Origin of the sequence: Nocardiopsis valliformis DSM 45023, from assembly GCF_000340985.1 — a bacterium.
Classification (GTDB): domain Bacteria; phylum Actinomycetota; class Actinomycetes; order Streptosporangiales; family Streptosporangiaceae; genus Nocardiopsis; species Nocardiopsis exhalans.
In genome coordinates this window covers 271,698-295,960 of the sequence record NZ_ANAZ01000002.1, presented here as the reverse complement: position 1 = coordinate 295,960, position 24,263 = coordinate 271,698, and the positions used below count along the sequence as shown (strand labels likewise).

Here is a 24,263-nt window from a genome sequence, read left to right as displayed (position 1 = left end):
ACCGCCGCGAGAGCCCACAAGGAGAACCATCGCCATGGAGTTGTTCCCAGCGTTTCCGCTCGACGAGTGGTACGACACCAAACAGACCGTCCACCGTTTCGAGCAGATCGTCGGCAAGGTCCGGCTGGCCCACAGCCCGCGCCGCAACCACTGGTGGAACGTGCCCTTCCACCTGACCGGCAGCGGGATCACCTCCCGTCCGATGGGGTTGGTGGACGGCAACCCGGTCTTCACGGTGGACTTCGACTTCGTCCGGCACCAGCTGGTCGCGTCCAACCTGGAGGGGCACACGGTGTGCTTCCCACTCCAGGGGCACAGCGTCTCTTCGTTCTACCTCCAGTTCCAGTCGGCGCTGGACAGTCTGGGGGTGGACGGCAGCATCCCTGTGGCCAACCCCTTCGACCTGTCGGACGCCGACCGTCCTTTCGTGGACGACCGGGAGCACGCCACCTACGTGTCCGAGCACGCCACCAGGTACTGGCAGGTGCTGAGTCAGGTGAACCTGGTGCTGGAGGAGTTCGCGGCCGGTTTCTCCGGCAAGACCAGCCCGGTGCACCACTTCTGGCACACGTTCGACCTCGCCCTCACCCGCTTCTCGTCGCACCCGGTCGACCAGCCGGAGGCGGCGGGCGGTCTGGTGCGCGAGGCCTACTCACGCGAGGCGGTCAGCTTCGGGTTCTGGTTCGGTGACGACACCATCCCCGAACCCTGCTTCTACGCTTACGCCGCGCCGGAACCGGAGAGGCTCACGGAGCAGCCGCTCAGTCCGGCGGCCGCGGAGTGGGTGCCCAGCGGCCACGGACACCTGGCGCTGCTGCGGTACGCCGACGCGCGCAAGCAGCAGGATCCGCGGGCGGCGGTCCTGGCGTTCTTCGAGAGCGCCTACCGGGCCGGGGCGGGTGAGCTCGGCTGGGACATCGACGCCCTGGCCTGTCCGGGCGGGGTTACCGACCCCCACCAGTCGGGCCGCTGACGGGGAACGCACCGCCTCGGCCCCACGCGTTCCGGGGCGGGTGGACCCGGGGCTGTGCGAACCCGGGTGTGCGCGGGGGGCCTGAGCGGGAACATGACATCCTGTGGGGCCCACCACGCGCACAACACGTGCGTGTGACACGCACGAAGCGGGGGAGTGGCAATGGAGTTGTCCGTCGTCGATGTTCCGGAGCGGTCGCGGTACGAGGTGAGTGCGGACGGGACGGTGGTCGGTTTCTCCGCCTACCACCTGATCGCCGAGGGGGTTCTGGCCCTTCCGCACGTGGAGGTGGAGTCCTCCTTCGAGGGCAAGGGCGTGGCCAGTGAGCTCATGCGCCAGTCCCTGGACCAGATCCGGGAGCGCGGTCTGAAGGTCGTGCCGATCTGCCCGTTCGCCCAGGCCTTTCTGGAGCGCAATCCGGACTACGCGGACCTGGTCCACGCGGGCTGAGGCCGGCGGCGGAGGCCTAACGGGAACATCACCATCCGGCCACGTTGTGCGCCTGAAAAGTGTTTTGTCCCACTATGTGGGCATGGGTTGTCGGTTGTCTTTTCCATGGAGCAAAGGAGCCCCACCCCTTGTCAGTCGCTGACGCAGCCCCCACACTCGATGCTCGGATCACCGACGCCATCGCCTTCTTCAACAATGAGATCTTCTGGGCCTGGATCCTGATCCCCCTGCTCGTACTGGTCAGCCTGTACTTCACCATCGGCTCGGGCGGCGTCCAGTTCCGGATGATCCCCGAGATGTTCCGGGTCCTGGGGAGCAAACCCGAGATCGCTCCGGACGGGAAGAGGGCGGTCTCCTCCATCCAGGCCTTCATGATCTCCGCGGCCGCACGCATCGGCACGGGAAACATCATCGGCGTCGCCGTGGCGATCTCCCTCGGCGGACCCGGCGCGGTCTTCTGGATGTGGGCGATGGCGCTGATCGTCGGCGCGGCCAGTTTCATCGAGTCGACCCTCGCCCAGCTCTACAAGGTGCGGGACAAGACGGGGTACCGGGGCGGCCCCTCCTATTACATGGAGCGGGGCCTTGGCGCCCGCTGGGCCGGCGTCCTGTTCTCGATCACCATCCTCGCGACCTTCGCGATGGTCTTCAACGCGGTGCAGAGCAACACCATCGTCGGTGCGGTCGGCAACTCGGTCGACCAGGTCGCCGCGACCCCGGACTGGGTGCTCCCGGTCGTGGTCGGCCTTGCCCTGGTCGTGGTCACGGCACTGGTGATCTTCGGCGGCGTCCGACGGATCGCCAACACCGCCCAGGCGCTCATCCCGTCCTTCGCGCTGGTCTACGTCCTGCTGGGCCTGTTCGTCATGGTCGTGAACTACGACCAGATCCCGGGCATGTTCGCGCTGATCATCCAGCACGCGTTCGGCATCCGTGAGTTCGCCGCCGCCGGTCTGGCGATGGTGATCATCCAGGGCGTGCGCCGGGGCATGTTCTCCAACGAGGCGGGCCTCGGATCGGCCCCGGTCGCTGCGGCCAGCGCCTCGGTCAGCCACCCGGTCAAGCAGGGGCTGGTGCAGAGCCTGGGCGTGTACTTCGACACCCTGGTCATCTGCTCGATCACCGCGTTCGTCATCCTGCTCGGCTACCAGGGCACGCTGGACGGTACCCGTGAGCCCGACCTGACGCAGCACGCGATGACCGCCGTCATGGGTCCGTGGGCGCTGCACCTGATGACTCTGATCATCGTCCTGGTCGCGTTCACGTCGGTGCTCGGCAACTACTACTACGGCGAGTCCAACCTGGAGTACCTGACCGGCAGCGCGAAGGCCATGTTCGTGTACAAGATCCTGTTCCTGACGGCGACCTTCCTCGGCGCCCTGGGCTCGATCGACCTGGTCTGGACCCTCGCGGACACCACCATGGGGCTGATGGCCCTGGTCAACCTGGTGGCGATCACACCGCTCGCGGTAATCGCCTTCCGCCTGCTCAAGGACTACAACGAGCAGCGGCGCCAGGGCATCGACCCGGTGTTCACCCGGGACCGGATGCCGGATCTGCGCGGGGTGGAGTGCTGGGAGCCCCGGGAGGAGGCCGAGTCGAAGGAGAAGGGCCGGGTCTCCTCCTGACCGAGGTCCTCCGAAGAAGCAAGAAGAAGTAACAGGTGCAGGGTGTGGGGCGCGTCCGGTCCGGGCGCGCCCCGCGCTGCTGTCCGGGTGCCCGGACCGTCCCATCCGGGTGCCCCGACGGCTCCGACAGCATTTGGTTCACCCGAAAAAGCACACAAATCCCTAACAGTAGGAGCTTTCAGGCATCTGTGTTCTTTCGGTCACCGCGGATCATCGCTAGTGTGCTGCATCACAGTTGTGGCGGCCAGAGTTGTGCCTCGCGAGGGAGTCCGATGTCCATCGTCTCAATCGAGCCCGCCACCGCCGAGCGGTGGTATGACCTGGAGAACCTGTTCGGACCGACCGGAGCGTACGGGCACTGCTGGTGCACGTTCTTCCGCAGACGCGCCAAGGACCACACGGCGAGTATCTCGTGCGATCGTTCCACGCGCGGTCTGGACAACAAGGAGGAGCTGCGTCGACTGACCCTGGACGGGCGCGTGCCGGGATTGCTCGCCTACGACGAGGACGGCCCCTGTGGGTGGGTGTCCGTGGCACCGCGGGAGGACTTCATCCGCCTGTCCCGCTCGCGGACGCTGCGGCCGGCCGATCCCAACGAGCCCGGGGTGTGGTCCCTGGTGTGCTTCTGGCTGCCGCCGCGCAGGCGTAGGCGCGGGGTGGGCAGTCGCCTGTTGGAAGGTGCGATCGAGTACGCGCGTGCGGGCGGGGCCCGGGTCCTGGAGGCCTATCCCGTGGACACGGCGGGCGGCCGTGCGCCCAGCGCCGAGGTCTACACCGGGACGGTGGAGATGTTCCGCCGGGCCGGGTTCACGCTGGAGGGGCACCACCTGAGTGAGCGGGTGGTGGCCCGGTTGGAGCTCAAGACCGAGTAATCCCCCGTTGATTTTCCGCCGCTCCCTGTCCCTCCCGTGGGAGCGGTCCCCAAACGGGGGGAGGGTATACCCCTCCGGTCTTTCCCCAGTTCCCGTGGTGTGTCGCCGTGGCGGTGGGCCCGGGGTGCCCGATGATCCAAGAGGTCCCGCGTCGCGGCGCGTGGGTCCCGGTCGTTGTGTCCGGCCGCTGTGTCCGGAGCACCGTGGCGGGCGGTGCTGTCCTGTTCTGGCGGGGGTTTTGCTCCCCCTTGGTACCCCCCTGGGGTAGCGTGGCGAGCGCGTTCCGGAGCGGAGCGTCGCGGCGGTTTGACATATAGATACCCCAGGGGGGTATATTGAGCCCCGTTGGAGACAAGTCCGCGAGTCAGCGCGGAAGTACGCACCAGGAGGCAGGAATGGCCAGCACCGCCGTCTACACCGTCGAGGGCATGAGCTGCGGGCACTGCGTCAACTCGGTCACCGAGGAGGTTAGCGGGGTCAACGGTGTCACCGACGTGAAGGTCGACTTGGAGAGCAAGAAGGTCACCGTCACCGGTGAGGGCCGGATCGACGACTCGGCCGTGCGCGCGGCGATCGACGAGGCCGGGTACGAGGTGGCGAGCTGACATGGGGGTGACCACGAAACTCGCGCTCTACGCCGTGGGTCTCGTGGTCGTGTTCGTCGCGGCGTTCGGGGTCGGCAACCTGGTCGGCCCCGTTCTGCCGGACCGGCCCGATGGGCACACGGAGAGCGTCGAGCTTCCGGGACCGGACGAACAGGACCACGACGATGCCGACGACCACGACGGCGCCGACGGCGACCAGCACTAGCCACCCTGGAGCGGCATATGAGTAGCAGCAAGACGGCGTCCGCCGCGGTGGAGCCGGTGGAACTGGCCATCGGCGGGATGACCTGCGCGGCCTGTGCCAACCGGGTGGAAAAACGCCTCAACAAGATGGACGGGGTCACCGCCACCGTCAACTTCGCGACCGAGAAGGCCCGGGTCACCTTCGACGGCCCGGCGGCCCCGGTCGAGGACCTGGTCGCCCAGGTGGAGAAGGCGGGCTACACCGCCACGGTGCCCCGCGCCGAGCCGGAGACCGACCCCGAGGCGGCCGACCCGGCCGACCCCACCCAGGCGCTGTGGAACCGCGCGCTGGTCTCCATGCTGCTGTCCGCGCCGGTCATCGCGATGGCGATGGTCCCGGCCCTGCAGTTCACCTACTGGCAGTGGGCCTCCCTCGCCCTGGCCGCGCCGGTCGTGGTCTGGGGTGCGCTGCCCTTCCACGTCGCCGCGTGGAAGAACCTCAAGCTCGGCACCGCCACCATGGACACCCTCGTCTCCCTGGGTGTCACCTCGGCCTTCCTGTGGTCCCTCTACGCCCTCTTCCTCGGCACCGCCGGGACCCCGGGCATGACCCACCCCTTCGAGTTCACCATCGCCCGCACCGACGGCTCGGCCAACATCTACCTGGAGGTCGCGGCGGGCGTCACCTCCTTCATCCTGCTCGGCAAGTTCTTCGAGGCGCGCTCCAAGCGCCGTGCCGGGGCCGCCCTGCGTGCGCTGCTGGAGATGGGCGCCAAGGAGGTCACCGTGCTGCGGGGCGAAGGGCCCGCCGCCCGTGAGGAACTGGTCCCGGTGGACCGATTGGCGGTCGGCGACCGCTTCGTGGTCCGCCCGGGGGAGAAGATCGCCACCGATGGCACCGTCGAGGAGGGCACCTCCGCCGTCGACATGAGCATGCTCACCGGCGAGTCCGTGCCGGTCGAGGTCGCGCCCGGCTCCGCCGTGGTCGGCGCCACCGTCAACGCGGGAGGTCGTCTGGTCGTGCGCGCCTCCCGGGTGGGTTCGGACACCCAGCTCGCGCAGATGGCGCGCCTGGTCGAGGACGCGCAGAACGGCAAGGCCGCCGTGCAGCGGCTGGCCGACCGGGTCTCCGGGGTGTTCGTCCCGGTCGCCATCATGATCGCGGTCGGCGCCCTGGGCTTCTGGCTCGGCACCGGCGACCCGGTCGGGGTGGCCTTCACCGCCGCCGTGGCCGTGCTGATCATCGCCTGCCCCTGCGCCCTGGGCCTGGCCACCCCGATGGCCCTGATGGTGGGCACCGGGCGCGGCGCCCAGCTCGGCATCCTGATCAAGGGCCCCGAGGTGCTGGAGAGCACCCGGCGCGTGGACACCGTCGTGCTGGACAAGACCGGCACCGTCACCACCGGCAAGATGGCGCTGACCGGCGTCACCGCTGCCGGGGGCGAGGACACTGAACAGGTCCTGCGGCTGGCGGGCGCCCTGGAGAACGCCTCCGAGCACCCCATCGCCCGCGCCGTCGCGACGGGGGCCGCGGTGCGGGTCGGTGACCTGCCGGTACCGGAGGACTTCGCCAACATCGAGGGCCGGGGCGTCCAGGGCGTCGTGGAGGGCCATGCCGTGCTGGTGGGCCGGGCCGCGCTGCTGGCGGAGTGGTCGCAGGAACTCCCCGAGGAACTGGTCCGGGCTATGGAGTCGGCCGCGTCCGAGGGTTCCACCGCCGTCGCGGTGGGCTGGGACGGCCGGGCCCGCGGGGTGCTCGTGGTGGCCGACACGGTCAAACCGACCAGCGCCGAGGCGGTGCGCCAGTTCCGCGACCTGGGGCTGACCCCGATCCTGCTGACCGGTGACAACGAGGCGGTGGCCCGTGCGGTCGCCGCGGAGGTGGGCATCGAGAAGGTCATCGCCGAGGTCCTGCCCAAGGAGAAGGTCGACGTGGTCACCCGGCTGCAGTCCGAGGGCCGCACGGTGGCGATGGTCGGCGACGGGGTCAACGACGCCGCGGCGCTCGCCCAGGCCGACCTGGGGCTGTCCATGGGCACCGGCACCGACGTGGCCATCGAGGCCAGCGACCTGACCCTGGTCCGTGGTGACCTGCGGGCGGCCGCCGACGCGGTCCGGCTGTCCCGGCGCACGCTCGGCACCATCAAGGGCAACCTGTTCTGGGCCTTCGCCTACAACACCGCTGCCCTGCCGCTGGCCGCGATGGGCCTGCTGAACCCGATGCTGGCCGGTGCGGCGATGGCCCTGTCGAGCGTCTTCGTGGTGAGCAACAGCCAGCGGCTGCGCCGCTTCCGGCCGCTGACCGGAACCGGCCAGATCATCACATGACGCCACGCAGAGTGATCTAGGTCTCGCCTTTGGTGCGGACGGACCGCTAGGGTTTGCGCGGAACCCCATCCCCGTGGGGTTTCGTGTCGAATCATGCGGTCCGTCCGTGTTTCGTGCCCGTACCCGTACCCCACCGGTGCCCGCGCGCCGGGAACAGCCATGAGGACGACCCCGCAGCCCGTACCCCGAACCCCCGAGGCCCTCGTGACATCTGGATGCCCCCGCGCCAAGCTGCACCACGACGAACCCCAAGCGGATCCCTATGACGTGTACGCGCGGATGCGCGCCGAACACGGCCCGGTGATCCCGGTGGAGCTCGAGCCCGGGGTGAACGGCTGGCTGGTCACCGACTACACCACCCTCATCTCTTGGTCGCGGGACACCACCACGTTCGGGCACGACGCGCGCCTGTGGAAGGACTTCCGGGAGGGCCGTATCGACGCCGACGCCGCCGTCCTACCCATGATGGCGCCCCGGGCCAACGCGCTCTTCGTCGACGGCGCCGAGCACCAGCGCTACCGCAGGGCGATCACCGACAGCCTCGGTGCGGTCGGCTCCGACCGGCTCACCGAGGTCACCGAGCGCTACGCGAACGGTCTCATCGACGAGTTCTGCGAGCGGGGCCAGGCCGACGTCCTCAACGAGTACGCCCGCATGCTCCCGCTGCTCGTCATCAACGAGCTGTTCGGCTTCGACCGCGGTCAGGGGGTGCGCTTCGTCGAGGCCATGCGCAACCTGTGGCTCGGCGTCGACGCGGAGAAGTCCAACGCCGAGGCCGAGCGGGCCCTGTCCGAGGTGGTCACCGCCAAGCACCGCGAGCCCGGCGACGACGTCACCACCCGGCTGATCCAGCACCGCGCCGCGTTGTCGGACGAGGAGGTGATCATGCAGCTCCTGCTGGTGGTCGCCGCCGCCAACGAGCCGACCGCCAACCTCATCAACGCGGGCGTGCGGGAGGTGCTGGCCGACCCGAACGTCGGGGAGGGCCGGGCGCCCTCCCCGACGGCGCTCGCCGACATCGTCGACCGGGTCCTGTGGCAGGACCCGCCGATCACCAACTACCCCGTCCTCTACCCCCGCGTGGACGTGCCGCTGGGCGGCGGCCGCACCATCGAGGCGGGTTCGCCCATCCTGCTCGGCTTCGCCGCGTCCAACCGCTTCTTCCTGGAGGAGAACGCGGAGCAGCTGGCGGAGTCGCGCAACCGGGCCCACGTGGCCTGGGGCGCCGGTCCGCACCGGTGCCCGGCGCGGGAGGAGGCCACCACGATGACCATCGTCGCGCTGCGTACCCTCCTCGAACGCCTTCCCGGGCTCCGGGTGGCGGTGCCGCCGGAGGACCTCCGCTGGCACCTGTCCGCCCTGTCCTGGATCCCCGTGACCCTTCCCGTGCAGTTCTCCCCACAGAGCCCTTTGACCCCCACCCCGGTGGAAGGAACCCCTTGGACCGCGTCCGACTCGCACCCGGAAACCTCCGCGCACAGAGCACCCACCTCAGGAAAGTCGCCCCTGTCGTCCCTGTCGAACTTCCTGGTGAGGTTGATGCGTGGGTCGTGACCACCCACGAGGCCGTCACCCAGGCCCTGGCCGACCCGCGCATCCAGAAGAACAAGAAGTACTGGACGGCCTTCAACAACGGTGAGATCCCGGCGGACTGGCCGCTGATCTCCTGGATCATCAACGAGAACATGCTGTCCAGGGACGGCGAGGACCACAGCAGGCTGCGCCGTCTGGTCTCCAAGGCGTTCACGCCGCGCCGCGTCGAGCTGCTGCGCGGGAGCGTCGTCGCCATCGTCGAGTCGCTCCTGGACGACCTGGAGCGGGCGGCCGAGGCCAGCGAGGACGGGGTCGTGGACCTGCGCGCCATCGTCTCCCAGCCGCTGCCGCTCACCGTGATCAGCGACCTGTTCGGGGTGGACGAGGAGACCCGGCCCAAGCTGCACGGCCCGGTTGGCGTCTTCTTCGACCAGAGCATCACGCCCGAGCAGGCGATGGCGACCTTCTTCGAGCTGTGGGGCGTGCTCACCGAGCTGGTGGCGGCCAAGCGCGCCGAGCCCGGCGACGACCTCACCACCGCCCTCATCGCGGCCCGTGACGAGGAGGACAAGCTCACCGAGGACGAGCTCATCTGGAACCTGGTGCTGTTCATCAGCGCCGGTTACGAGACCACGATGAACCTCATCTCCAACGCCGTGCGCGCGCTCACCCACCACCGCGACCAGCTGGAGCTGGTCATGGAGGGCAAGGTGGAGTGGTCCAAGGCCATCGAGGAGGTGCTGCGCTGGGACCCGCCCGGCCAGTACGTGCCCATGCGCTACACGACCGAGGACATGGAGCTGGCGGGGGTTCCCATCCCCAAGGGTGAGCCGCTCCTGCTGGGCTACGGCTCCGCCAGCCGGGACGAGGCGCACTACGGTCCCACCGCCGAGGAGTTCGACATCACCCGCGAGGACAGCTCGCACCTGGCCTTCTCCCACGGGCGGCACTACTGCCTGGGGGCGAGCCTGGCCCGCATGGAGATGAACGAGGTCCTGCCGCGCCTGTTCGAGCGCTTCCCCAAGCTGGAGGTGGCGGTGGCCGACGAGGAGCTGGTCCCGGCGCCGTCGATCATCTCCAACGGCGTCGAGGCCCTCCCGGTCCGCCTGCGCTGACGCCCCGCCCACGCTCGGGCCCTCCCGGACGGACACCACCGCCCGGGAGGGCCGCTCCCCCTTGAAAACCCCCTACCCCCCACCCGAGGTCCCCCTGTTATGGGATGCCCCCGAGCCCGACTCCATCACGACGAACCCCACCCCGACCCCTACGCCGTGTACGCCCGGATGCGCGCCGACCACGGCCCGGTCATCCCGGTCGAACTCGAACCGGGCGTCCACGGATGGATGGTCACCGACTACACCACACTGATCACGTGGTGCCGCGACACGATCGCCTTCGGGCACGACGCCCGCCTGTGGAAGGACTTCCGGGAGGGGCGGGTCCCGCCTGACTCCGCTCTGCTCCCGATGATGGCCCCCAGAACGAACGCGTTGTTCACCGACGGCGCCGAACACACCCGCTACCGGAAGGCGATCACCGACGCCTTCCACCCGGTGGGCGTCGAGCAGCTCACCCGCATCACGGAGCAGCACGCCAACGGCCTCATCGACACCTTCTGCGAGAAAGGTGCTGCCGACGCCCTCAACGAGTACGCGCGGGCCCTGCCGCTGCTGGTCATGAACGACCTCTTCGGCTTCGACGAGGAGCAAGGGAACCGGTTCGTCTCGGCGATGCGCGACCTCTGGTCCGGGGTGGACGTGGAGAAGGCGGACGCCGAGTCGGAACGGGTCCTGTCCGAGGTCCTCTCAGCCAAGCACCGCCAGCCCGCCGACGACGTCACGACCCGCCTGATCCAGCACCGCTCGGCGCTCAGCGACGAGGAGGTGATCATGCAGCTCCTCCTTGCGGTGGGCACCGCCAACGAACCGGTCGCCCACCTCATCGGCACGGGTGTCCGGGCGCTCCTGGAGGACCCCTCGGTCAACGGCGTGCCCACCCGGGCGTACCTGTCCGAAGTGATCGACCAGGTCCTGTGGCGGGACCCGCCGATCACCAACTATCCCGTCATCTACCCCAGGGTGGATGTCTCCTTGGAAGGCGGCGGGGTGATCGAGGCGGGCTCGCCGGTGCTGCTCGCCTTCGCCGCCGCCAATCGCTTTTACCTGGAGGAGAACGCGGAGCAGCTCCTGGACACCGCCAACCGGGCCCACGTCGCCTGGGGAGTGGGGGACCACCGGTGCCCGGTCCGGGATGAAGCGACCACGATCGCCGCCATCGCCCTGCGCACCCTGTTCTCCCGGCTGCCCGACCTGCGCGGGGCCGTCCCCAACGACCGAATGCGCTGGCGGCTGACCACCCTCTTCTGGGTGCCGGTCGACCTTCCGGTGTACTTCACCCCGACCCCACCCCCCAACCGGCCCCTGGCCGCAGCGGAAGGAACACCTTGCCCACCCAGCGACTCCTCCCGGGAAACCTCCACGCCCAAGCGGCCCGGTTCAGGGAACAGGGGCCGGTCGTCCCTGTCGAGCTTCCTGGCGAGGTGGACGCGTGGGTCGTGACCACCCACGCGGCGGTCTCCGAAGCTCTCACCCACCCGGGTGTGCGCAAGGACAAGCGGCACTGGCGGGCCTGGCGGGAGGGGCGGATCCCGATGGAGTGGCCGCTCATCTCCTGGGTGATCAGCCAGAACATGATGTCCAGCGACGGCGGGGATCACACCCGGCTGCGCGGGCTGGTGTCCAAGGCGTTCACCCCGCGCCGGGTCGAGGATATGCGCGGGGGAGTGGTCGACCTTGTGGAGTCGCTCCTGGACGACCTGGGGCGGGCCGCGGCCGAGAGCGCTGACGGCACGGTCGACATCAAGGCGGGCCTGGCCGAGCCGCTCTCGGTCGCGGTGATCAGCGAACTGTTCGGGGTCGACGAGGGCGTCCGTCCGGAGCTGGGTCGCCTGGTCGGCATCACCTTCGACCAGAGTGTCAGCCCCGAGGAGACCATGGCGGCCTACGGGGCCATGGAGGGCGTGCTCACCGAGCTGGTGGCGGCCAGGCGGGCCCGGCCCGGGGACGACCTGACCTCCGCCCTGATCGCCGCCCGGGATCGGGAGGACCGGCTCAGCGAGCAGGAGCTGTTGTGGACCCTGGTGCTGCTCCTGGGCGCGGGCTTCGAGACCACCATGAACCTGCTGACCAACGCGGTGCGCGCCCTGGCCACCCACCGGGACCAGCTCGATCTGCTCACCTCGGGCAAAGCGGAGTGGTCGCGCGCGGTCGAGGAGGTGCTGCGCTGGGACGGCCCCGCCGGATTCATGCCGCTGCGCTACACCGCCGAGGAGGTCGAGCTTTCGGGGGCGCGGATCCCCGCGGGTGAGGCCCTCCTGCTGGCCTATGTCGCCGCCGGGCGGGACGAGGCACGCCACGGGCCTACCGCCGCAGTGTTCGACCTCACCCGGGAGGACACCGCACACCTGGGCTTCGCGCGCGGCCGTCACTTCTGTCTGGGGGCGAGCCTGGCCAGGATGGAGGTGGGGGAGGCGCTGCCGCGGTTGTTCGCCCGCTACCCGGGGCTGGAGCTCGCGGGGGAGCCGCAGCCGCAGCCCTCCTTCGTCGCGGTCGGAGTCGAAGCCCTTCCGGTCCGGCTGGCGGCGGGGGTCTGACACGCCCGGATTGGCGGGTCCCGTCACGGGTCACTTCGGTGGCCCGGGGCGGGATCTTCGCTTTTCAGGAGGGTTTTGGGAGGGTCTGTCAACTTCTGGGAACACTGTTGGCACTTTCGGGGGAGCACCAAAGAACGGGCCCGGGCTCCTAGACTCAGCAGGGTCCCCCACGACCCCCGACACCATCCCCCTGTACTGGCCCCTGTACCGTTCCCCCTCCACTGGCCTGCCCTCCTGCTACGGAAGGCCCCCTTCCCCGAAGAGGATTGCGCGCACACATGAACAGTTCGGAAGCCGACCCCGGCCGCATCTTGGTCAACCGGTACCGCCTGGACGAGATCATCGGCGCGGGCGGTATGGGCCGGGTCTGGCGGGGCACGGACACCCTGCTGGGCCGGACGGTCGCGGTCAAGGAACTCACCACGCCGCCGAACCTGCCGCCGCACGAGGTCGAGGTCCTGCGCACCCGCATGATCCGCGAGGCCCGCAGCGCCGCCCAGCTCAGCCACCCGGCCATCATCACGGTGTTCGACGTGGCCGAGGAGGACGGGCGCCCGTGGATCGTGATGGAGCTGGTGCGCGGCCCCTCCCTCGGCGACGTCATCAAGGACCAGGGCGTCCTGGACGTCCGCCGCGCGGCCAACATCGGTGAGCAGATGGCCGCCGGTCTGGCCGAGGCACACGACCGGGGCATCGTGCACCGCGACATCAAGCCGGGCAACGTGCTCATCGCGGGGAACGACCGGGCGGTCCTCACCGACTTCGGTATCGCCCACCTGGACGGGTCCACCCACCTGACCAGCACCGGGCTGCTGATTGGCTCGCCGAGCTACCTGGCGCCGGAGATCGCGCACGGACACTCGGCCACGTCCGCCTCCGACATGTGGGCGCTCGGCATCACCCTCTACCAGGCGGTGGAGGGCGGACTGCCCTTCGACCGGCCCACCCCGATGGCCACGCTGACCGCCATCGTCACCCAGGAGCTGCCGGAGACCCCCAACGCGGGCGCGCTCCGCCCGGTCCTGGAGGCTCTCACCGAGAAGCGCCCCGAGGACCGCCCGAGCGTGCTCGAGGTGCGCACCCTGCTGCGGGAGATCCGGGACTCGGCCGGGGCGGCCACCACCACGGTCGCACCCGCCCTCGCCCCGACCGAACCCGCGCTGGAGCCCGCCGACCCGGCGGCCGAACCGGACTGGAACAAGGTCACCGACCAGGGCACGGTGGACCGCGCGGTGAGCGCCGCCGTGTCGGCCCCGGTCGCCGCCCGGTCCGCGGCCGGGGCCGCCCCGCCGCCCGCCGACGTCCCCCGGCACACCCGTGAGGAAGCGGCGGCCTCCCGCAAGCGCATGCTCATGGTCGTCGCGGCCGTGTTCGTCCTGCTGGTCGCCGCCGCCGCGACCACGCTGTTCGTCAGCATGAACCGCCCGGGTGACCCGGACGCCGGGCTGGCCGGGTCCAGCGAGGAGCAGCCCGCCGCCGGTGCCACCGAGGAAGAGGAGCCCGAGGACGACAGCGATGCCGAGGCCGCCGCGGGTGGTGACAGCGACGGTGGGGACGAGGGCGCCGACGAGGAGCCGGAGGACGCGGAGGAGGAAGACGAGGACGACCGGTGGGACTTCCTCGTCCGCCACGAGGACTCCACCGGCTTCTCTGTGGACGTGCCCGAGGGCTGGGACGTTGAGCGCCGGAACAGCTCGGTCTTCTTCCGCAACCCGGACGGCGGCTACCTCCAGGTCGACCAGACCTCCAACCCGAACGACGACGCCGGTGACGACTGGCGCGACTTCGAGCCGACCGGCCGCCAGAACTTCTCCGGTTACTCGCTGATCGGGATCGAGGACGTGGACGCGGACTGGGCCGACGACTACGTCAGCGCCGCTGACTGGGAGTTCACCTTCCGCGGCCGCAACGGCGAGATGCACGCCATCAACCGCGGCTTCCACACCGAGAACATCGGGTACGCGCTGTTCCTGGTGAGCGGTGAGGACCAGGACTACAACCACGACCTCCTCGACCGCCTCGCGGAGTCCTTCGAACCCGCCGGCTAGCGCCGCGTTCGGACCCGGGGCGGCGGGACCGCCCCGGGGCCCGGGGCGTCCCTCAGAACACCGAGCAGCTGGTGATGTCGGTGAAGGCCTCCAGAGCCACCGCCGCCGACACCGAGTTGCCCTTGGGACCCAGGCCCGGGCCCCACGCCGCCAGTGAGTAGTGGCCGGGCACGATCGCGAGCATCCCGCCGCCGACCCCGCTCTTGCACGGCAGGCCGATCCGGAACGCGAACTCGCCCGCCGAGTCGTAGGTGCCGCAGGTGAGCATCAGCGCCATGATGCGGCGGGCCTCACCGCGGCTGAGCAGGTCGGAGCCGTCGGCCCGCCGCCCGTGCCGGGCCAGCAGGAGCCCGGCCAGGGCCAGCTCCTCGCAGCTGACGGTGATCGAGCACTGCCGGAAGTAGTGGTCGAGGACCTCCGGCACCGGGTTGCGCATGTTGCCGAAGCTGGCCATCAGATAGGCCAGGGACCGGTTGCGGTCCCCCGTGTCCCGCTCGGAGGCGGCGGTCACCGGGTCCGCGTCCAGCTCCGGGTTGCCGCTCTCCGTGCGCAGCAGGTCCCGCAGCGCGCCGAACGCGTCGCCGGTGTTGCTGAGCAGCTGGTCGGTGACCACGATCGCGCCCGGGTTGATGAACGGGTTGCGGGCGATGCCGTTCTCGAACTCCAGCTGGTACAGCGAGTTGAACGCGCTGCCCGAGGGCTCGCGGTGGACCCGTGTCCACACGTTGTGGTTCCTGCGGCTCATCACCAGCGCCAGGGTGAACACCTTGGTGATGCTCTGCATCGAGAACCGGGTGGTCGCGTCGCCCACCGAGTGCACGCGGCCGTCGACGGCGGCCACCGCGAACCCGAACTGGTTCGGGTCCACCCCGCCCAGCTGCGGGATGTAGTCGGCGACGGTACCGGCCCCGATGTGCGGCCGGGTGTGCTCGGCGACCTGGGCCAGGACGTGCTGGTAGTAGTCCTCGCTCATCCCCGGCCGCCCCCGCCGAGGGAGGGTCCGGGCGCGGAGCGGGCGCCGTGGTTGAAGCCCCCGGCCTCGTCCTGGTCGAGTGAGGTCGCGGGCGGGTGCCTGCGCAGGTGCTCGATACTGCGGACCAGGTCGTCCAGGAGCAGGTCGGCCATGTCGCGGCTGAACCCGTGCCGCACCAGCACACGCTGGACGACCTCGTCCTGGCGGTCGGCGGACAGGGGGTAGGCGGGCACGAGCCAGCCCCGGGTGCGCAGCCGGTCGGCGAGGTCGTAGGGAGTGAAGGGTTCGTCGCCGGTCATCCGCCAGGCCACGGCGCTGATGCCCCGGTCCGGGTCACCGCCGTGGATGACCTCGAACGGCCCCAACGCGCTGATGCGCTCGGCCAGGTGCTGTGCGGTCTCGTACAGGGCCGAGTGCACGAGCCGGTAGCCCTCGCGGCCCAGCCGGACGAAGTCGTAGTACTGGGCGACGACCTGGCCGCCGGGCCGGGAGAAGTTCAGGTTGAAGGTCGCCTCGTTCCCGCCCAGGTAGTCGACCCGGAAGACCAGGTCCTCGGGCAGGTCCTCCTCGGTGCGCCAGATCGCCCAGCCCGCGCCCAGCGGCGCGAGTCCGCTCTTGTGGCCGGAGGCGTTGATCGAGCGCACCCGCGGCAGCCGGAAGTCCCAGACCAGGTCGGGGTTGACGAACGGGGCGGCGAAGGCGCCGTTGGCAGCGTCCACGTGGATCCGGATGTCGTGGCCGGTGCGCTCCTGGAAGCGGTCGAGGGCATCCGAGATCCCCTTGACGTCCTCGAACAGCCCGGTGAAGGTCTGACCGAAGTTGCAGACGACCATGACGGTGTTCTCGTCGCAGTAGCGCTCGATGTCGTCCGGGGTCAGGAAATACGTGTCGCCGCTCAGCGGGACCTGCCGGATCTCGACGTCGAAGTAACGGGCGAACTTCTCCCAGCACACCTGGACGGGCCCACAGACGAAGTTGGGCCGGTCAGCCGGCCTGCCCTCGGAGCGGCGGCGCTCGCGCCAGGCGAACTTGGCGGCCAGCCCGCCGAGCATGGCGGCCTCGCTGGACCCGGTGGTGGAGGTGCCCGCGGTTCCGGCCGGGTCGGGCGCGTGCCACAGGTCGGCGAGCATGCGCACGCAGCGCCGCTCCAGCTCCGCGGTCTGCGGGTACTCGTCCTTGTCGATCATGTTCTTGTCGAGTGACTCGTCCATCAGCTTGTGCACCTCGGGCTCGGCCCAGGTGGTGCAGAAGGTGGCGAGGTTCATCCGGGCGACGCCGTCGAGCATGAGCTCGTCGTGGACCAACTGGTAGGCCAGGCGCGCCTCGGTGCCCCGGTCCGGGAAACCGGTCTTGGGGGCGCCGTGGCGCATCAGCTGTTCGGTGTAGACGTCGGCGTCGTTCCTGCTCTCGTGCCTGCCCATCGAAGCCCCCGCGCTCGTCGTCATGGTCCGGTCACGCCAAGTATGCGAGCTGGGGGCGGTCGGAACCGGGAAGGCCAGCGGGGGTCCGGCGTGTCCGGGACGACCGGGCGGGTCAGCCCTGAGCCTCGTCCACGAGGTTCGCGTCGTGTACCAGCAGGGCGACCTGCACCCGGTTGTTGAGGTCCAGCTTGGTGAGGATGCTGGACACGTGGGTCTTGACGGTCGGCACGCTCAGGAACAGCCGCGCGGCGATGTCCGCGTTGGAGCGGCCCTGGCCGACCGCCACCGCCACCTCGGTCTCCCGGGTGTTCAGCACGGACAGCCGGTCGCGGGCCCGGCCCGCGCGCTCACTGTGGTCGGCGTGGGCGACCCGGTCCATCAGCCGCCGGGTCACGGCGGGGGACAGGACGGGGAAACCCCGCGCCACCCGCCGGACCGACTCCACGATCTCCTCGGGCGGGGTGTCCTTGAGCAGGAATCCGGCCGCCCCCGCCCGCAGGGCGCGCAGCACGTGTTCGTCGGCGTCGAAGGTGGTGAGCACCAGCACCTCCGGCGGGTCGGGCAGGGCGCGCAGCCTTTCGGTGGTGGTCAGCCCGTCCACCGTGGGCATCCGGATGTCCATCAGGACGACGTCGGGCGAGTGCCGCTTGACCAGGTCCAGGACCGCGCCGCCGTCCTCGGCCTCGGCCAGCACGCGCACGTCCGGTGCGCCGCCCATCATCATCACCAGGCCGACCCGCACCAGGGCGTCGTCGTCGACGATCAGCACGCCGATCCGTCGTTCCGCGCCCTGCCCGGTGTTCTGCTCTGCTTCGCTCATGAGGGCCACGGTAGCCACGCTGACAGACTCCAGCCACCATCGGCGGTCCGGCCGTACTCCAGCCGGCCGGAGGCAAGGGAGACACGTTCAGTGAGCCCGACCAGGCCCTGGCCGTTCCCGGGGCCGCGGTTGGGGGGCTCCGCGGCACGGGTGGCGGGCCCGTTGAGCACGTCCACGTTCAGCCCCCGGCCCGGGGAGCCGGAGACGCGCACTGACGTGTGGGCCCCGGGCGCGTGCTTGCGGGCGTTGGTCAGCGCCTCCTGGACGATCCGGTAGGCCGTGCGGCCGGTCCGCTCCGGGACGGTGCCCGTGTACTCCTCGACGAACTCCACCCCCGCGCCCGCGTCACCGGCCTCCTCGACCAGCTGCGCGAGGTCGGCCATGGTCGGCTGCGGAAGTTCGCCCACGGGGGCGCGCAGCACCCCGATCACCTCGCGCAGGTCCTGGAGTGCCTGGTGGGCGCTCTCCCGGATCACCTTCGCGGACCGGCCGACCTCCTCGGGCGAGGCGTCCGGGCGGTACTCCAGGGCGCCCGCATGCACGCTGAGCAGGGATAGCCGGTGGCCGAGGACGTCGTGGATCTCGCGGGCGATGGACTCGCGCACCCGGTGCTGGGCGTGCTCGGCGCGCAGCTGGGCCTCGGCCTCGGCGTGCACGGCCCGCTCCCGCAGCGACGCGTACAGCTGGCGGCGGTGCTGGACGGAGATCCCCCACCCGGCGACCGCGCCCAGGAGGACCGTGCTCAGCAGAAACATCACCAGGAAGGGCGCGCCGTGCTCGGCGGGGTGGAGCAGAAGGTTGACGTAGGAGGCCAGGACACCCAGTGCCAGTACCGCGAGCCCCACCTTGGGCGGACGGTGCACGCACAGCGAGAACAGGGCGGCGAGCATAGCCCCGCCCACCAGCGGGAAGACCGCTGAGAGCAGCACCAGCACCACCGCGATCCGCACGGGCCAGCGGCGGCGCCACCACAGGGCCAGGCAGCCGCCCAGCGCGACCAGTTGGTCGGCCATGGTGAACAGCTCGGGTTTGGGCGGGGGCGGTGGTTCGCCAGGGACTGTCACCGCGCCGAGCAGCCCGAACCCCAGGGCGATCAGGAACATCAGCGAGTCCACGACCCAGTCGCGCGCACTGCGCCGGTAGGCCTGGCGGGACAGGGTCGTGTCGTTCATCGCTGAGAGTCTAAGAGCGGACACTCCGCGGGAGGAGTCTCCGGCCAGGGAGCGGTACCAAGGACGCACGATTCCCTACTTTGGTCGAACCCGCAGGTGGTGGCGGTAGACCTGGGTCAGGAAAGGAGAGGCCATCGGCTGATGCGGAAGGGGAGCGGCGCTGCCTAGGTTCGACGGTATGCGTCAGTTCCTCCAGGGCCTGGGAGCCCTCCTGGCCCTCATGGGGGTCAGCGGTGCGATCGACCATCTCTGGACCCAGCCGATCCTCGGTATCGTGCTCAACGCCTTCAACCGCCTGGTGGTCCAGAACGTCGCCGTGCTCCAGGAGAGCGCCCTGTTGGCAAACCTGGGTCTGGGCGCCTGCGGGATCGTGCTCGTCATCGCGGTGGAATCGCTGGCTTCCTCCCGGCAGCGCGACTGAACCCCGGCCCCGAAACGGCCCGGTACGCCGTTTCGCGCTCGTTCCGCGCACGGGAGTAGGTAGCGTCAGCAGGCGGAGCACCCGCGCGTGAACCTGGGGGATCACCCGATGAGCACACTGGTCACTGGCGCCACCGGACAGGTGGGCCGACGTGTCCTGACCGAACTGCGCAGACGTGGCCTGCCCGCCGCCGGTGCCTCCAGGGACGGTGAGGTGCGACTGGACTGGACCGACACCACCAGCTGGGAACCGGCGCTGAAGGACGTGGAGAGCCTGTTCGTGACGGTCCCCATGGCCAGCGGGCTCTCCGACCGGGTCGGGGCCTTCCTCGAACGGGCCGCCGAGGCGAAGGTGCGCACGGCGGTGCTGACCACCGCGATGGGCACCGAGAGCGGGCCGCCCGACTCCGAACAGCGCGTCCTGGAGCGCCGGGTCCGTGAGCTGTTCGACCACTGGACGGTGGTCCGCCCCAACTGGCTGGACCAGGACTTCACCGAAGGCCTCTTCGCCCGACTGGCGCGCTCGCGCAACGGACGGCTGGAGCTTCCTCTGTCTAAGCGCGCTTCGGTCAGCTTCGTGGACGCTCGCGACGTCACCCACACCGTCGTGGCCGCGCTCACCGACGAGGCGCACCACGGCCGCGAGTACACGCTCACCGGCCCGGCACCGGTCACCTTCCGCGAGGTGGTCCGGATGACCAAGGGCACGGAGAGCCCGGTGTGGCGGTTCAAGAAGGTCGACGAGGCCGGGTTCTACTTCCGGGCCACCGACATGGGCTGGTCGGACCGGTACGTGGACACCCTCAACGAACGGTTCCGGGCCATCGCCAACGGCCAGGCCGCGATCGTCACCGAGGACGTCCGCCGGGCTTTGGGTCGCGATCCCGTGCCCATGGCCAAGTTCGTCCGCGAAGCGGTGAAGTAGCCGGGCCGGAACAGGGACGGAAAGCCGAACGCCCGCCTCCACCAGGGGAGACGGGCGTCCGGGGCGGGCTCTGTCAGCTCTTGGGGTCCGTCAGCGGCTTACTTGAGCAGCTGGCGGGCCATCACCATGCGCTGGATCTGGTTGGTGCCCTCGTAGATCTGGGTGATCTTGGCGTCGCGCATCATGCGCTCCAGCGGGAAGTCCTTCACGTAACCGGCGCCGCCCAGCAGCTGCACGGCGTCGGTGGTGATCTCCATGGCGGCGTCGGAGGCGTAGCACTTGGCAGCGGCACCGTAGAAGGCCAGGTCGTCGTCGCCGCGCTCGGACTTGGCGGCGGCAACGTAGACCATCTGGCGGGCGGTCTCCAGCTTCATGGCCATGTCGGCCAGCATGAACTGGATGCCCTGGAAGTCGGCGACGGCCTTGCCGAACTGCTTGCGCTCCTTGACGTAGGCCACGGCGTGGTCCAGGGCGCCCTGGGCGATGCCGACGGCCTGCGCGCCGATGGTGACACGGGTGTGGTCCAGGGTGCGCAGGGCGATTTTGAGGCCCTCGCCCGGGGCGCCGATGATGCGGTCACCGGGGATGTGGACGTCGTCGAAGAACAGCTCACGGGTGGGGGAGCCCTTGATGCCGAGCTTGCGCTCGGGCTCGCCCAGGGTGAAACCCGGGTCGTCGGCGTGCACGACGAAGGCCGAGATGTTGCGGCCGCGCTTGCCCTCGGGGTCGGTCACGGCCAGCACGGTGTAGTACTCGCTGACACCGGCGTTGGTGATCCAGGACTTCTGGCCGTTGAGGACCCAGTCGTCGCCCTTGGGGGTGGCCAGGCTGCGCATGGAAGCGGTGTCGGAACCGGCCTCGCGCTCGGACAGGCCGTAGGAGAACATCGCCTCGCCGCGCGCGACGGGGGTCAGGTAGCGCTGCTTGACCTCCTCGGAGCCGCCCAGGATTACCGGCATGGTGCCGAGCTTGTTCACTGCGGGGATCAGGGAGGAGGAGGCACAGACGCGGGCCACCTCCTCGATGATGATGCAGGTGGCGAGCGCGTCGGCGCCCACGCCCTCGTAGTCCTCGGCGATGTGCGCGGCGTGGAAGTCGGTGGCGACCAGGGCGTCGAGGGCGTCCTGCGGGAAGGCGGACTTCTCGTCCACCTCGGCGGCGTGCGGAGCGATCTTGTCCTCGGCCACCGAGCGGACCGCCGCCCGCAGCTCCTCGTGCTCCTCGTTGGTCTTGAACAGATCGAAGTCGCCCATCACGCTCTCCTTGCTTTGGCACCGCGTGCCTGGATATGGCATTCAGTGCCAGGGTAAGAGATGATCGGTGTGAAGTACACAGACAGGGTCGGATACCTTGTCGCCGGACGAGTCGCCGGGAAAGGTGAGGAGGTGGGCATGGCACCGACACGTGTGTCGACCCGCGAGGCCGTACTGGCGGCCGTGCGGCTGTTCACCGACGAGGGTTTCGACAGCACCACCATGGACGGCATCGCTGCCGCCACCGGGGTGAGCCGCCGGAGCCTCTTCCGCAGGTTCGGCTCCAAGGAGGACCTGCTCTTCGCCGAGCACGACGAGCTCTTCGAGACGGTCGTGCGGTACATGGAGGCCTCACCGGAGAGCCCCATGACCACGGTGGTCGCCGCCGCGCGCCTGGTCTTCCAGGGGTACGTCCGCGACCCCGAGATCACCGTGCCGCGGTACCGGCTGGTGCGCGCCCACCCTCGGCTGCGGGACCGGGAGGTGGCGATGACGGCGCGGTACCAGGCCGCTTTCAGCCGTTACCTGAGCCAGAGTGTCGGTGGTGACCGCCCGTCCCTGGAGGTCGAGGTGGTCGCGGCGGCCCTGATCGCTGCGCACAACCACGTGCTGCGCGGGTGGCTGCGCGAGCCTGACGGGGGCCGGGTGTGGGAACGCTTCGACGAGGCGATGGCCAGGGTCGCCGACCTGGCCGCCCCCCTGCTCGATGGCGGTCGGAGCCCCGGGACGGGGGAAACCGAGAGCGTCGGGAAGGCCGGGAAGGTCCACGGAACGGGAGACGAACGCGTGCTGGTGGCGGTCTACCCGCGCGGGGCCTCCACTGCCGACCTGCTGCGCAGGGTCTCCGAAGCGGTCGAGGGCGACTGGTAGGCGTCGGTAGAGAGCGGTAACGCCTGGTAGACGCCCCGGAATGCGGCCGCCCGCCCGCACGTTGTTCTTGCTGATCCCCCACACCGACGCAGCCCGCCTACGGGTCCCTCACACGGGTCCCAGCCACACCCGCGCGCGCGTAGGCTGGACGGGGCCCGAAACAGGGTGACAGGCGACCAGGGCAGTACACGAGGCGAGGCGGAAAGCGCAGATGAGCGTGGACACGGCGGGAGCGACCAAGCAGGAGTCAGAGGTCGCCCACGAGGCGGAGCGGCGGCGGACCTTCGCGGTCATCTCCCACCCCGACGCCGGTAAGTCGACGCTGACCGAGGCTTTGGCGCTGCACGCCGCCGCGATCTCCTCCGCCGGTGCGGTGCACGGCAAGGGCGACCGCAAGGGTGTGACCTCGGACTGGATGGACATGGAACAGGACCGGGGGATCTCCATCACCTCGGCCGCCCTGCGGATCGACTACGACGACCGTGTCCTGAACCTGCTGGACACCCCTGGTCACGCCGACTTCTCCGAGGACACCTACCGGGTGCTCTCGGCGGTGGACTGCGCGATCATGCTGCTGGACTCGGCCAAGGGCCTGGAGCCGCAGACCCTCAAGCTCTTCGACGTGTGCCGGGCCCGCAAGATGCCGGTGATCACGTTCGTCAACAAGTGGGACCGGCCGGGCCGTGAGCCGCTGGAGCTCCTCGATGAGATCGAGCAGCGCATCGGCCTGCGCCCCACCCCGCTCAACTGGCCGGTGGGTATCGCGGGTGACTTCCGCGGCCTGGTCGACCGCACGAGCGGCACCTACACCAAGATGACCCGCACCCCCGGCGGTGCCCAGAAGGCGATCGAGGAGGTCCTGGACGCCGACCGGGCCGCCGAGGTCGAGCTGGACGCGTGGGAGCAGGCACAGGAGGAGATCGAGCTGCTGGAGGCGCTGGGCGCCGACTTCGACCATGATTCCTTCATGGCGGGCGAGTCCTCCCCGGTGCTGTTCGGCGCCGCGCTGTCCAACTTCGGTGTGGGCCAGCTGCTGGACACGATCGTGGGCCGCGCCCCCGCGCCGTCGGCCAAGGCCGACGACAAGGAGAAGCCGCGCGAGGTGGAGAAGCCGTTCTCCGGCCAGGTCTTCAAGATGCAGGCCAACATGGACAAGAACCACCGGGACCGGATGGCGTTCGTGCGGGTCAGCTCGGGCCGCTTTGACCGGGGCATGGTGCTCACCCACGCGCCCACCGGCCGCCCCTTCGCCACCAAGTACACCCAGGCGGTGTTCGGTTCGGACCGCTCCACCATCGACACCGCCTACCCGGGTGACGTGATCGCCCTGGTCAACGCCCATACGCTGGCGGTGGGCGACACCCTCTACGCCGGCCCCAAGGTCTCCTTCCCGCCGATCCCGAGCTTTGCCCCCGAGCACTTCGTGGTGGCACGCGCGGTGGACGCGGGCAAGTACAAGCAGTTCCAGCGCGGTATCGCCCAGCTCGACGCCGAGGGCGTGGTGCAGGTGCTCACCTCCGACGTGCGCGGCGAACAGGCCCCGGTGCTGGCGGCGGTCGGCCCGCTCCAGTTCGACGTGGTCAAGCACCGCATGGAGCAGGAGTTCCGCAGCCCCATCGAGGCCTCCCCGCTGGAGTACTCGGTGGCGCGGCGCACCGATGCCGAGTCGGCTCCGACCCTGCACGCGCTGTCCGGGGCCGAGGTCCTGCGCCGCCGCTCGGACGGTGAACTCCTGGTGCTGGTGCACAACAAGTGGCGCCTGCGGGTGATCGAGCGGGACAACCCCTCCCTGTTCATGGAGGCGTTGCTGGCCGGCGGCGTCGACGAGGGCGAGTAACCCCCGAGAAGGTTCGTCACCTCCGCGCAACCTCTTCGGGGCGCGTGCCGTCACCGGGTCCGCCACGGGTGCTGGATTCTTCGGCAAAGAGTGTTCGCATTGTTTACCCCGAGTGAATGCTGGTTACTCGTTGTCGACTTTGGTCCTGTTCGGTGGGGAATTCTCGTGCCGCTTCGAGCCTGTCAGCAGGGGTCCCGGCGAGGGGGAGAAATGCCACGTCCGGCTCGTGTGTGAAATCTCGTGCCGGGGGCACATACTCAGGTCCCTGGAGCGGGGGGAGGGGGCGCTCCGAGGGGCGTC

At 70.0% G+C, this 24,263-nt stretch carries 21 protein-coding genes; 16 read left to right on the top strand and 5 right to left on the bottom strand.

Annotated features, from left to right (window positions below; all coding sequences use genetic code 11):
* Window positions 1–34: 34 nt before the first annotated feature.
* The 12 genes from D457_RS0101920 to D457_RS0101865 all read left to right on the top strand — a co-directional run bounded on the left by D457_RS0101920 (window position 35) and on the right by D457_RS0101865 (window position 14,272).
* Window positions 35–973 (top strand): DUF5996 family protein, encoded by a 939-nt coding sequence (locus tag D457_RS0101920; protein ID WP_017578951.1) that lies wholly within the window; start codon window positions 35–37, stop codon window positions 971–973.
* A gap of 162 nt (window positions 974–1,135) precedes the next feature.
* Window positions 1,136–1,423 carry a GNAT family N-acetyltransferase gene (locus tag D457_RS0101915; RefSeq protein ID WP_017578950.1) on the top strand — a complete coding sequence of 96 codons (288 nt, stop codon included), beginning with the start codon at window positions 1,136–1,138 and terminating at the stop codon, window positions 1,421–1,423.
* A gap of 128 nt (window positions 1,424–1,551) precedes the next feature.
* Window positions 1,552–3,051: an alanine/glycine:cation symporter family protein gene (locus D457_RS0101910; RefSeq protein ID WP_017578949.1), complete on the top strand. Its 1,500-nt coding sequence runs from the start codon at window positions 1,552–1,554 to the stop codon at window positions 3,049–3,051.
* 272 nt (window positions 3,052–3,323) lie between these two features.
* Window positions 3,324–3,923 carry a GNAT family N-acetyltransferase gene (locus D457_RS0101905; RefSeq protein WP_017578948.1) on the top strand — a complete coding sequence of 200 codons (600 nt, stop codon included), beginning with the start codon at window positions 3,324–3,326 and terminating at the stop codon, window positions 3,921–3,923.
* Between the two features lie 395 nt (window positions 3,924–4,318).
* On the top strand, window positions 4,319–4,528 hold the full coding sequence (locus D457_RS0101900; protein WP_017578947.1) for a heavy-metal-associated domain-containing protein: 210 nt from the start codon (window positions 4,319–4,321) through the stop codon (window positions 4,526–4,528).
* A gap of 1 nt (window position 4,529) precedes the next feature.
* Entirely contained in the window at window positions 4,530–4,733 is a 204-nt protein-coding gene (locus tag D457_RS0101895) for a hypothetical protein (protein WP_017578946.1), read from the top strand.
* 17 nt (window positions 4,734–4,750) lie between these two features.
* Complete coding sequence (locus D457_RS0101890) at window positions 4,751–7,039, top strand: heavy metal translocating P-type ATPase (RefSeq protein WP_017578945.1); 2,289 nt, start codon at window positions 4,751–4,753, stop codon at window positions 7,037–7,039.
* A 267-nt stretch (window positions 7,040–7,306) separates the two neighbouring features.
* Window positions 7,307–8,593: a cytochrome P450 family protein gene (locus D457_RS0101885; RefSeq protein ID WP_026116236.1), complete on the top strand. Its 1,287-nt coding sequence runs from the start codon at window positions 7,307–7,309 to the stop codon at window positions 8,591–8,593.
* Complete coding sequence (locus D457_RS0101880) at window positions 8,590–9,687, top strand: cytochrome P450 family protein (RefSeq protein ID WP_017578943.1); 1,098 nt, start codon at window positions 8,590–8,592, stop codon at window positions 9,685–9,687. Before D457_RS0101885 ends, D457_RS0101880 begins: the two co-directional genes overlap by 4 nt.
* 99 nt (window positions 9,688–9,786) lie before the next feature.
* Window positions 9,787–11,130, top strand: coding sequence for a cytochrome P450 family protein (locus tag D457_RS0101875; RefSeq protein ID WP_017578942.1), 1,344 nt, complete (start codon window positions 9,787–9,789; stop codon window positions 11,128–11,130).
* Window positions 11,127–12,224: a cytochrome P450 family protein gene (locus D457_RS0101870; RefSeq protein WP_026116234.1), complete on the top strand. Its 1,098-nt coding sequence runs from the start codon at window positions 11,127–11,129 to the stop codon at window positions 12,222–12,224. Before D457_RS0101875 ends, D457_RS0101870 begins: the two co-directional genes overlap by 4 nt.
* A gap of 278 nt (window positions 12,225–12,502) precedes the next feature.
* A complete protein-coding gene (locus tag D457_RS0101865; RefSeq protein ID WP_017578940.1) occupies window positions 12,503–14,272 on the top strand; it encodes a serine/threonine-protein kinase in 1,770 nt (589 codons plus the stop codon).
* 52 nt (window positions 14,273–14,324) lie between these two features.
* Here the strand turns inward: D457_RS0101865 and D457_RS0101860 are convergent, their stop codons facing one another.
* The 4 genes from D457_RS0101860 to D457_RS0101845 form a co-directional block, all read right to left on the bottom strand.
* Window positions 14,325–15,245, bottom strand: coding sequence for a glutaminase (locus D457_RS0101860; protein ID WP_017578939.1), 921 nt, complete (start codon window positions 15,243–15,245; stop codon window positions 14,325–14,327).
* Window positions 15,242–16,690, bottom strand: a complete 1,449-nt coding sequence (locus D457_RS0101855) for a glutamate decarboxylase (RefSeq protein WP_239645979.1) — start codon at window positions 16,688–16,690, stop codon at window positions 15,242–15,244. The genes D457_RS0101860 and D457_RS0101855 overlap by 4 nt, the downstream gene beginning before the upstream one ends.
* A gap of 88 nt (window positions 16,691–16,778) precedes the next feature.
* Window positions 16,779–17,486: a response regulator transcription factor gene (locus tag D457_RS0101850; protein ID WP_086002177.1), complete on the bottom strand. Its 708-nt coding sequence runs from the start codon at window positions 17,484–17,486 to the stop codon at window positions 16,779–16,781.
* Window positions 17,483–18,658 (bottom strand): sensor histidine kinase, encoded by a 1,176-nt coding sequence (locus tag D457_RS0101845; protein WP_017578936.1) that lies wholly within the window; start codon window positions 18,656–18,658, stop codon window positions 17,483–17,485. Before D457_RS0101845 ends, D457_RS0101850 begins: the two co-directional genes overlap by 4 nt.
* Before the next feature lie 178 nt (window positions 18,659–18,836).
* On the opposite strand from D457_RS0101845, the gene D457_RS0101840 reads away from it, so the two are divergent.
* On the top strand, window positions 18,837–19,079 hold the full coding sequence (locus tag D457_RS0101840) for a hypothetical protein (RefSeq protein ID WP_017578935.1): 243 nt from the start codon (window positions 18,837–18,839) through the stop codon (window positions 19,077–19,079).
* Between the two features lie 108 nt (window positions 19,080–19,187).
* The gene (locus tag D457_RS0101835; protein WP_026116232.1) at window positions 19,188–20,003 is read left to right on the top strand and encodes an NAD-dependent epimerase/dehydratase family protein; all 816 of its coding nucleotides are present in this window, start codon (window positions 19,188–19,190) and stop codon (window positions 20,001–20,003) included.
* A gap of 98 nt (window positions 20,004–20,101) precedes the next feature.
* Here the strand turns inward: D457_RS0101835 and D457_RS0101830 are convergent, their stop codons facing one another.
* Complete coding sequence (locus D457_RS0101830; RefSeq protein ID WP_017578933.1) at window positions 20,102–21,256, bottom strand: acyl-CoA dehydrogenase family protein; 1,155 nt, start codon at window positions 21,254–21,256, stop codon at window positions 20,102–20,104.
* Window positions 21,257–21,394: 138 nt separating this feature from the next.
* On the opposite strand from D457_RS0101830, the gene D457_RS0101825 reads away from it, so the two are divergent.
* Window positions 21,395–22,126, top strand: coding sequence for a TetR/AcrR family transcriptional regulator (locus tag D457_RS0101825; RefSeq protein WP_169542720.1), 732 nt, complete (start codon window positions 21,395–21,397; stop codon window positions 22,124–22,126).
* Between the two features lie 211 nt (window positions 22,127–22,337).
* Window positions 22,338–23,963, top strand: coding sequence for a peptide chain release factor 3 (locus D457_RS0101820; protein WP_017578931.1), 1,626 nt, complete (start codon window positions 22,338–22,340; stop codon window positions 23,961–23,963).
* Window positions 23,964–24,263: the final 300 nt, after the last annotated feature.

What these genes read in the sequence shown, in the direction of transcription:
- D457_RS0101875 (WP_017578942.1), top strand. Translation starts at nt 9,787, where the DNA reads ATGGGATGCCCCCGAGCCCGACTCCATCACGACGAACCCCACCCCGAC.
- D457_RS0101845 (WP_017578936.1), bottom strand. Translation starts at nt 18,658, where the DNA reads ATGAACGACACGACCCTGTCCCGCCAGGCCTACCGGCGCAGTGCGCGC.
- D457_RS0101850 (WP_086002177.1), bottom strand. Translation starts at nt 17,486, where the DNA reads ATGAGCGAAGCAGAGCAGAACACCGGGCAGGGCGCGGAACGACGGATC.
- D457_RS0101860 (WP_017578939.1), bottom strand. Translation starts at nt 15,245, where the DNA reads ATGAGCGAGGACTACTACCAGCACGTCCTGGCCCAGGTCGCCGAGCAC.
- D457_RS0101820 (WP_017578931.1), top strand. Translation starts at nt 22,338, where the DNA reads ATGAGCGTGGACACGGCGGGAGCGACCAAGCAGGAGTCAGAGGTCGCC.
- D457_RS0101905 (WP_017578948.1), top strand. Translation starts at nt 3,324, where the DNA reads ATGTCCATCGTCTCAATCGAGCCCGCCACCGCCGAGCGGTGGTATGAC.
- D457_RS0101830 (WP_017578933.1), bottom strand. Translation starts at nt 21,256, where the DNA reads ATGGGCGACTTCGATCTGTTCAAGACCAACGAGGAGCACGAGGAGCTG.
- D457_RS0101855 (WP_239645979.1), bottom strand. Translation starts at nt 16,690, where the DNA reads ATGACGACGAGCGCGGGGGCTTCGATGGGCAGGCACGAGAGCAGGAAC.
- D457_RS0101835 (WP_026116232.1), top strand. Translation starts at nt 19,188, where the DNA reads ATGAGCACACTGGTCACTGGCGCCACCGGACAGGTGGGCCGACGTGTC.
- D457_RS0101825 (WP_169542720.1), top strand. Translation starts at nt 21,395, where the DNA reads ATGGCACCGACACGTGTGTCGACCCGCGAGGCCGTACTGGCGGCCGTG.
- D457_RS0101915 (WP_017578950.1), top strand. Translation starts at nt 1,136, where the DNA reads ATGGAGTTGTCCGTCGTCGATGTTCCGGAGCGGTCGCGGTACGAGGTG.
- D457_RS0101865 (WP_017578940.1), top strand. Translation starts at nt 12,503, where the DNA reads ATGAACAGTTCGGAAGCCGACCCCGGCCGCATCTTGGTCAACCGGTAC.
- D457_RS0101840 (WP_017578935.1), top strand. Translation starts at nt 18,837, where the DNA reads ATGCGTCAGTTCCTCCAGGGCCTGGGAGCCCTCCTGGCCCTCATGGGG.
- D457_RS0101920 (WP_017578951.1), top strand. Translation starts at nt 35, where the DNA reads ATGGAGTTGTTCCCAGCGTTTCCGCTCGACGAGTGGTACGACACCAAA.
- D457_RS0101890 (WP_017578945.1), top strand. Translation starts at nt 4,751, where the DNA reads ATGAGTAGCAGCAAGACGGCGTCCGCCGCGGTGGAGCCGGTGGAACTG.
- D457_RS0101895 (WP_017578946.1), top strand. Translation starts at nt 4,530, where the DNA reads ATGGGGGTGACCACGAAACTCGCGCTCTACGCCGTGGGTCTCGTGGTC.
- D457_RS0101900 (WP_017578947.1), top strand. Translation starts at nt 4,319, where the DNA reads ATGGCCAGCACCGCCGTCTACACCGTCGAGGGCATGAGCTGCGGGCAC.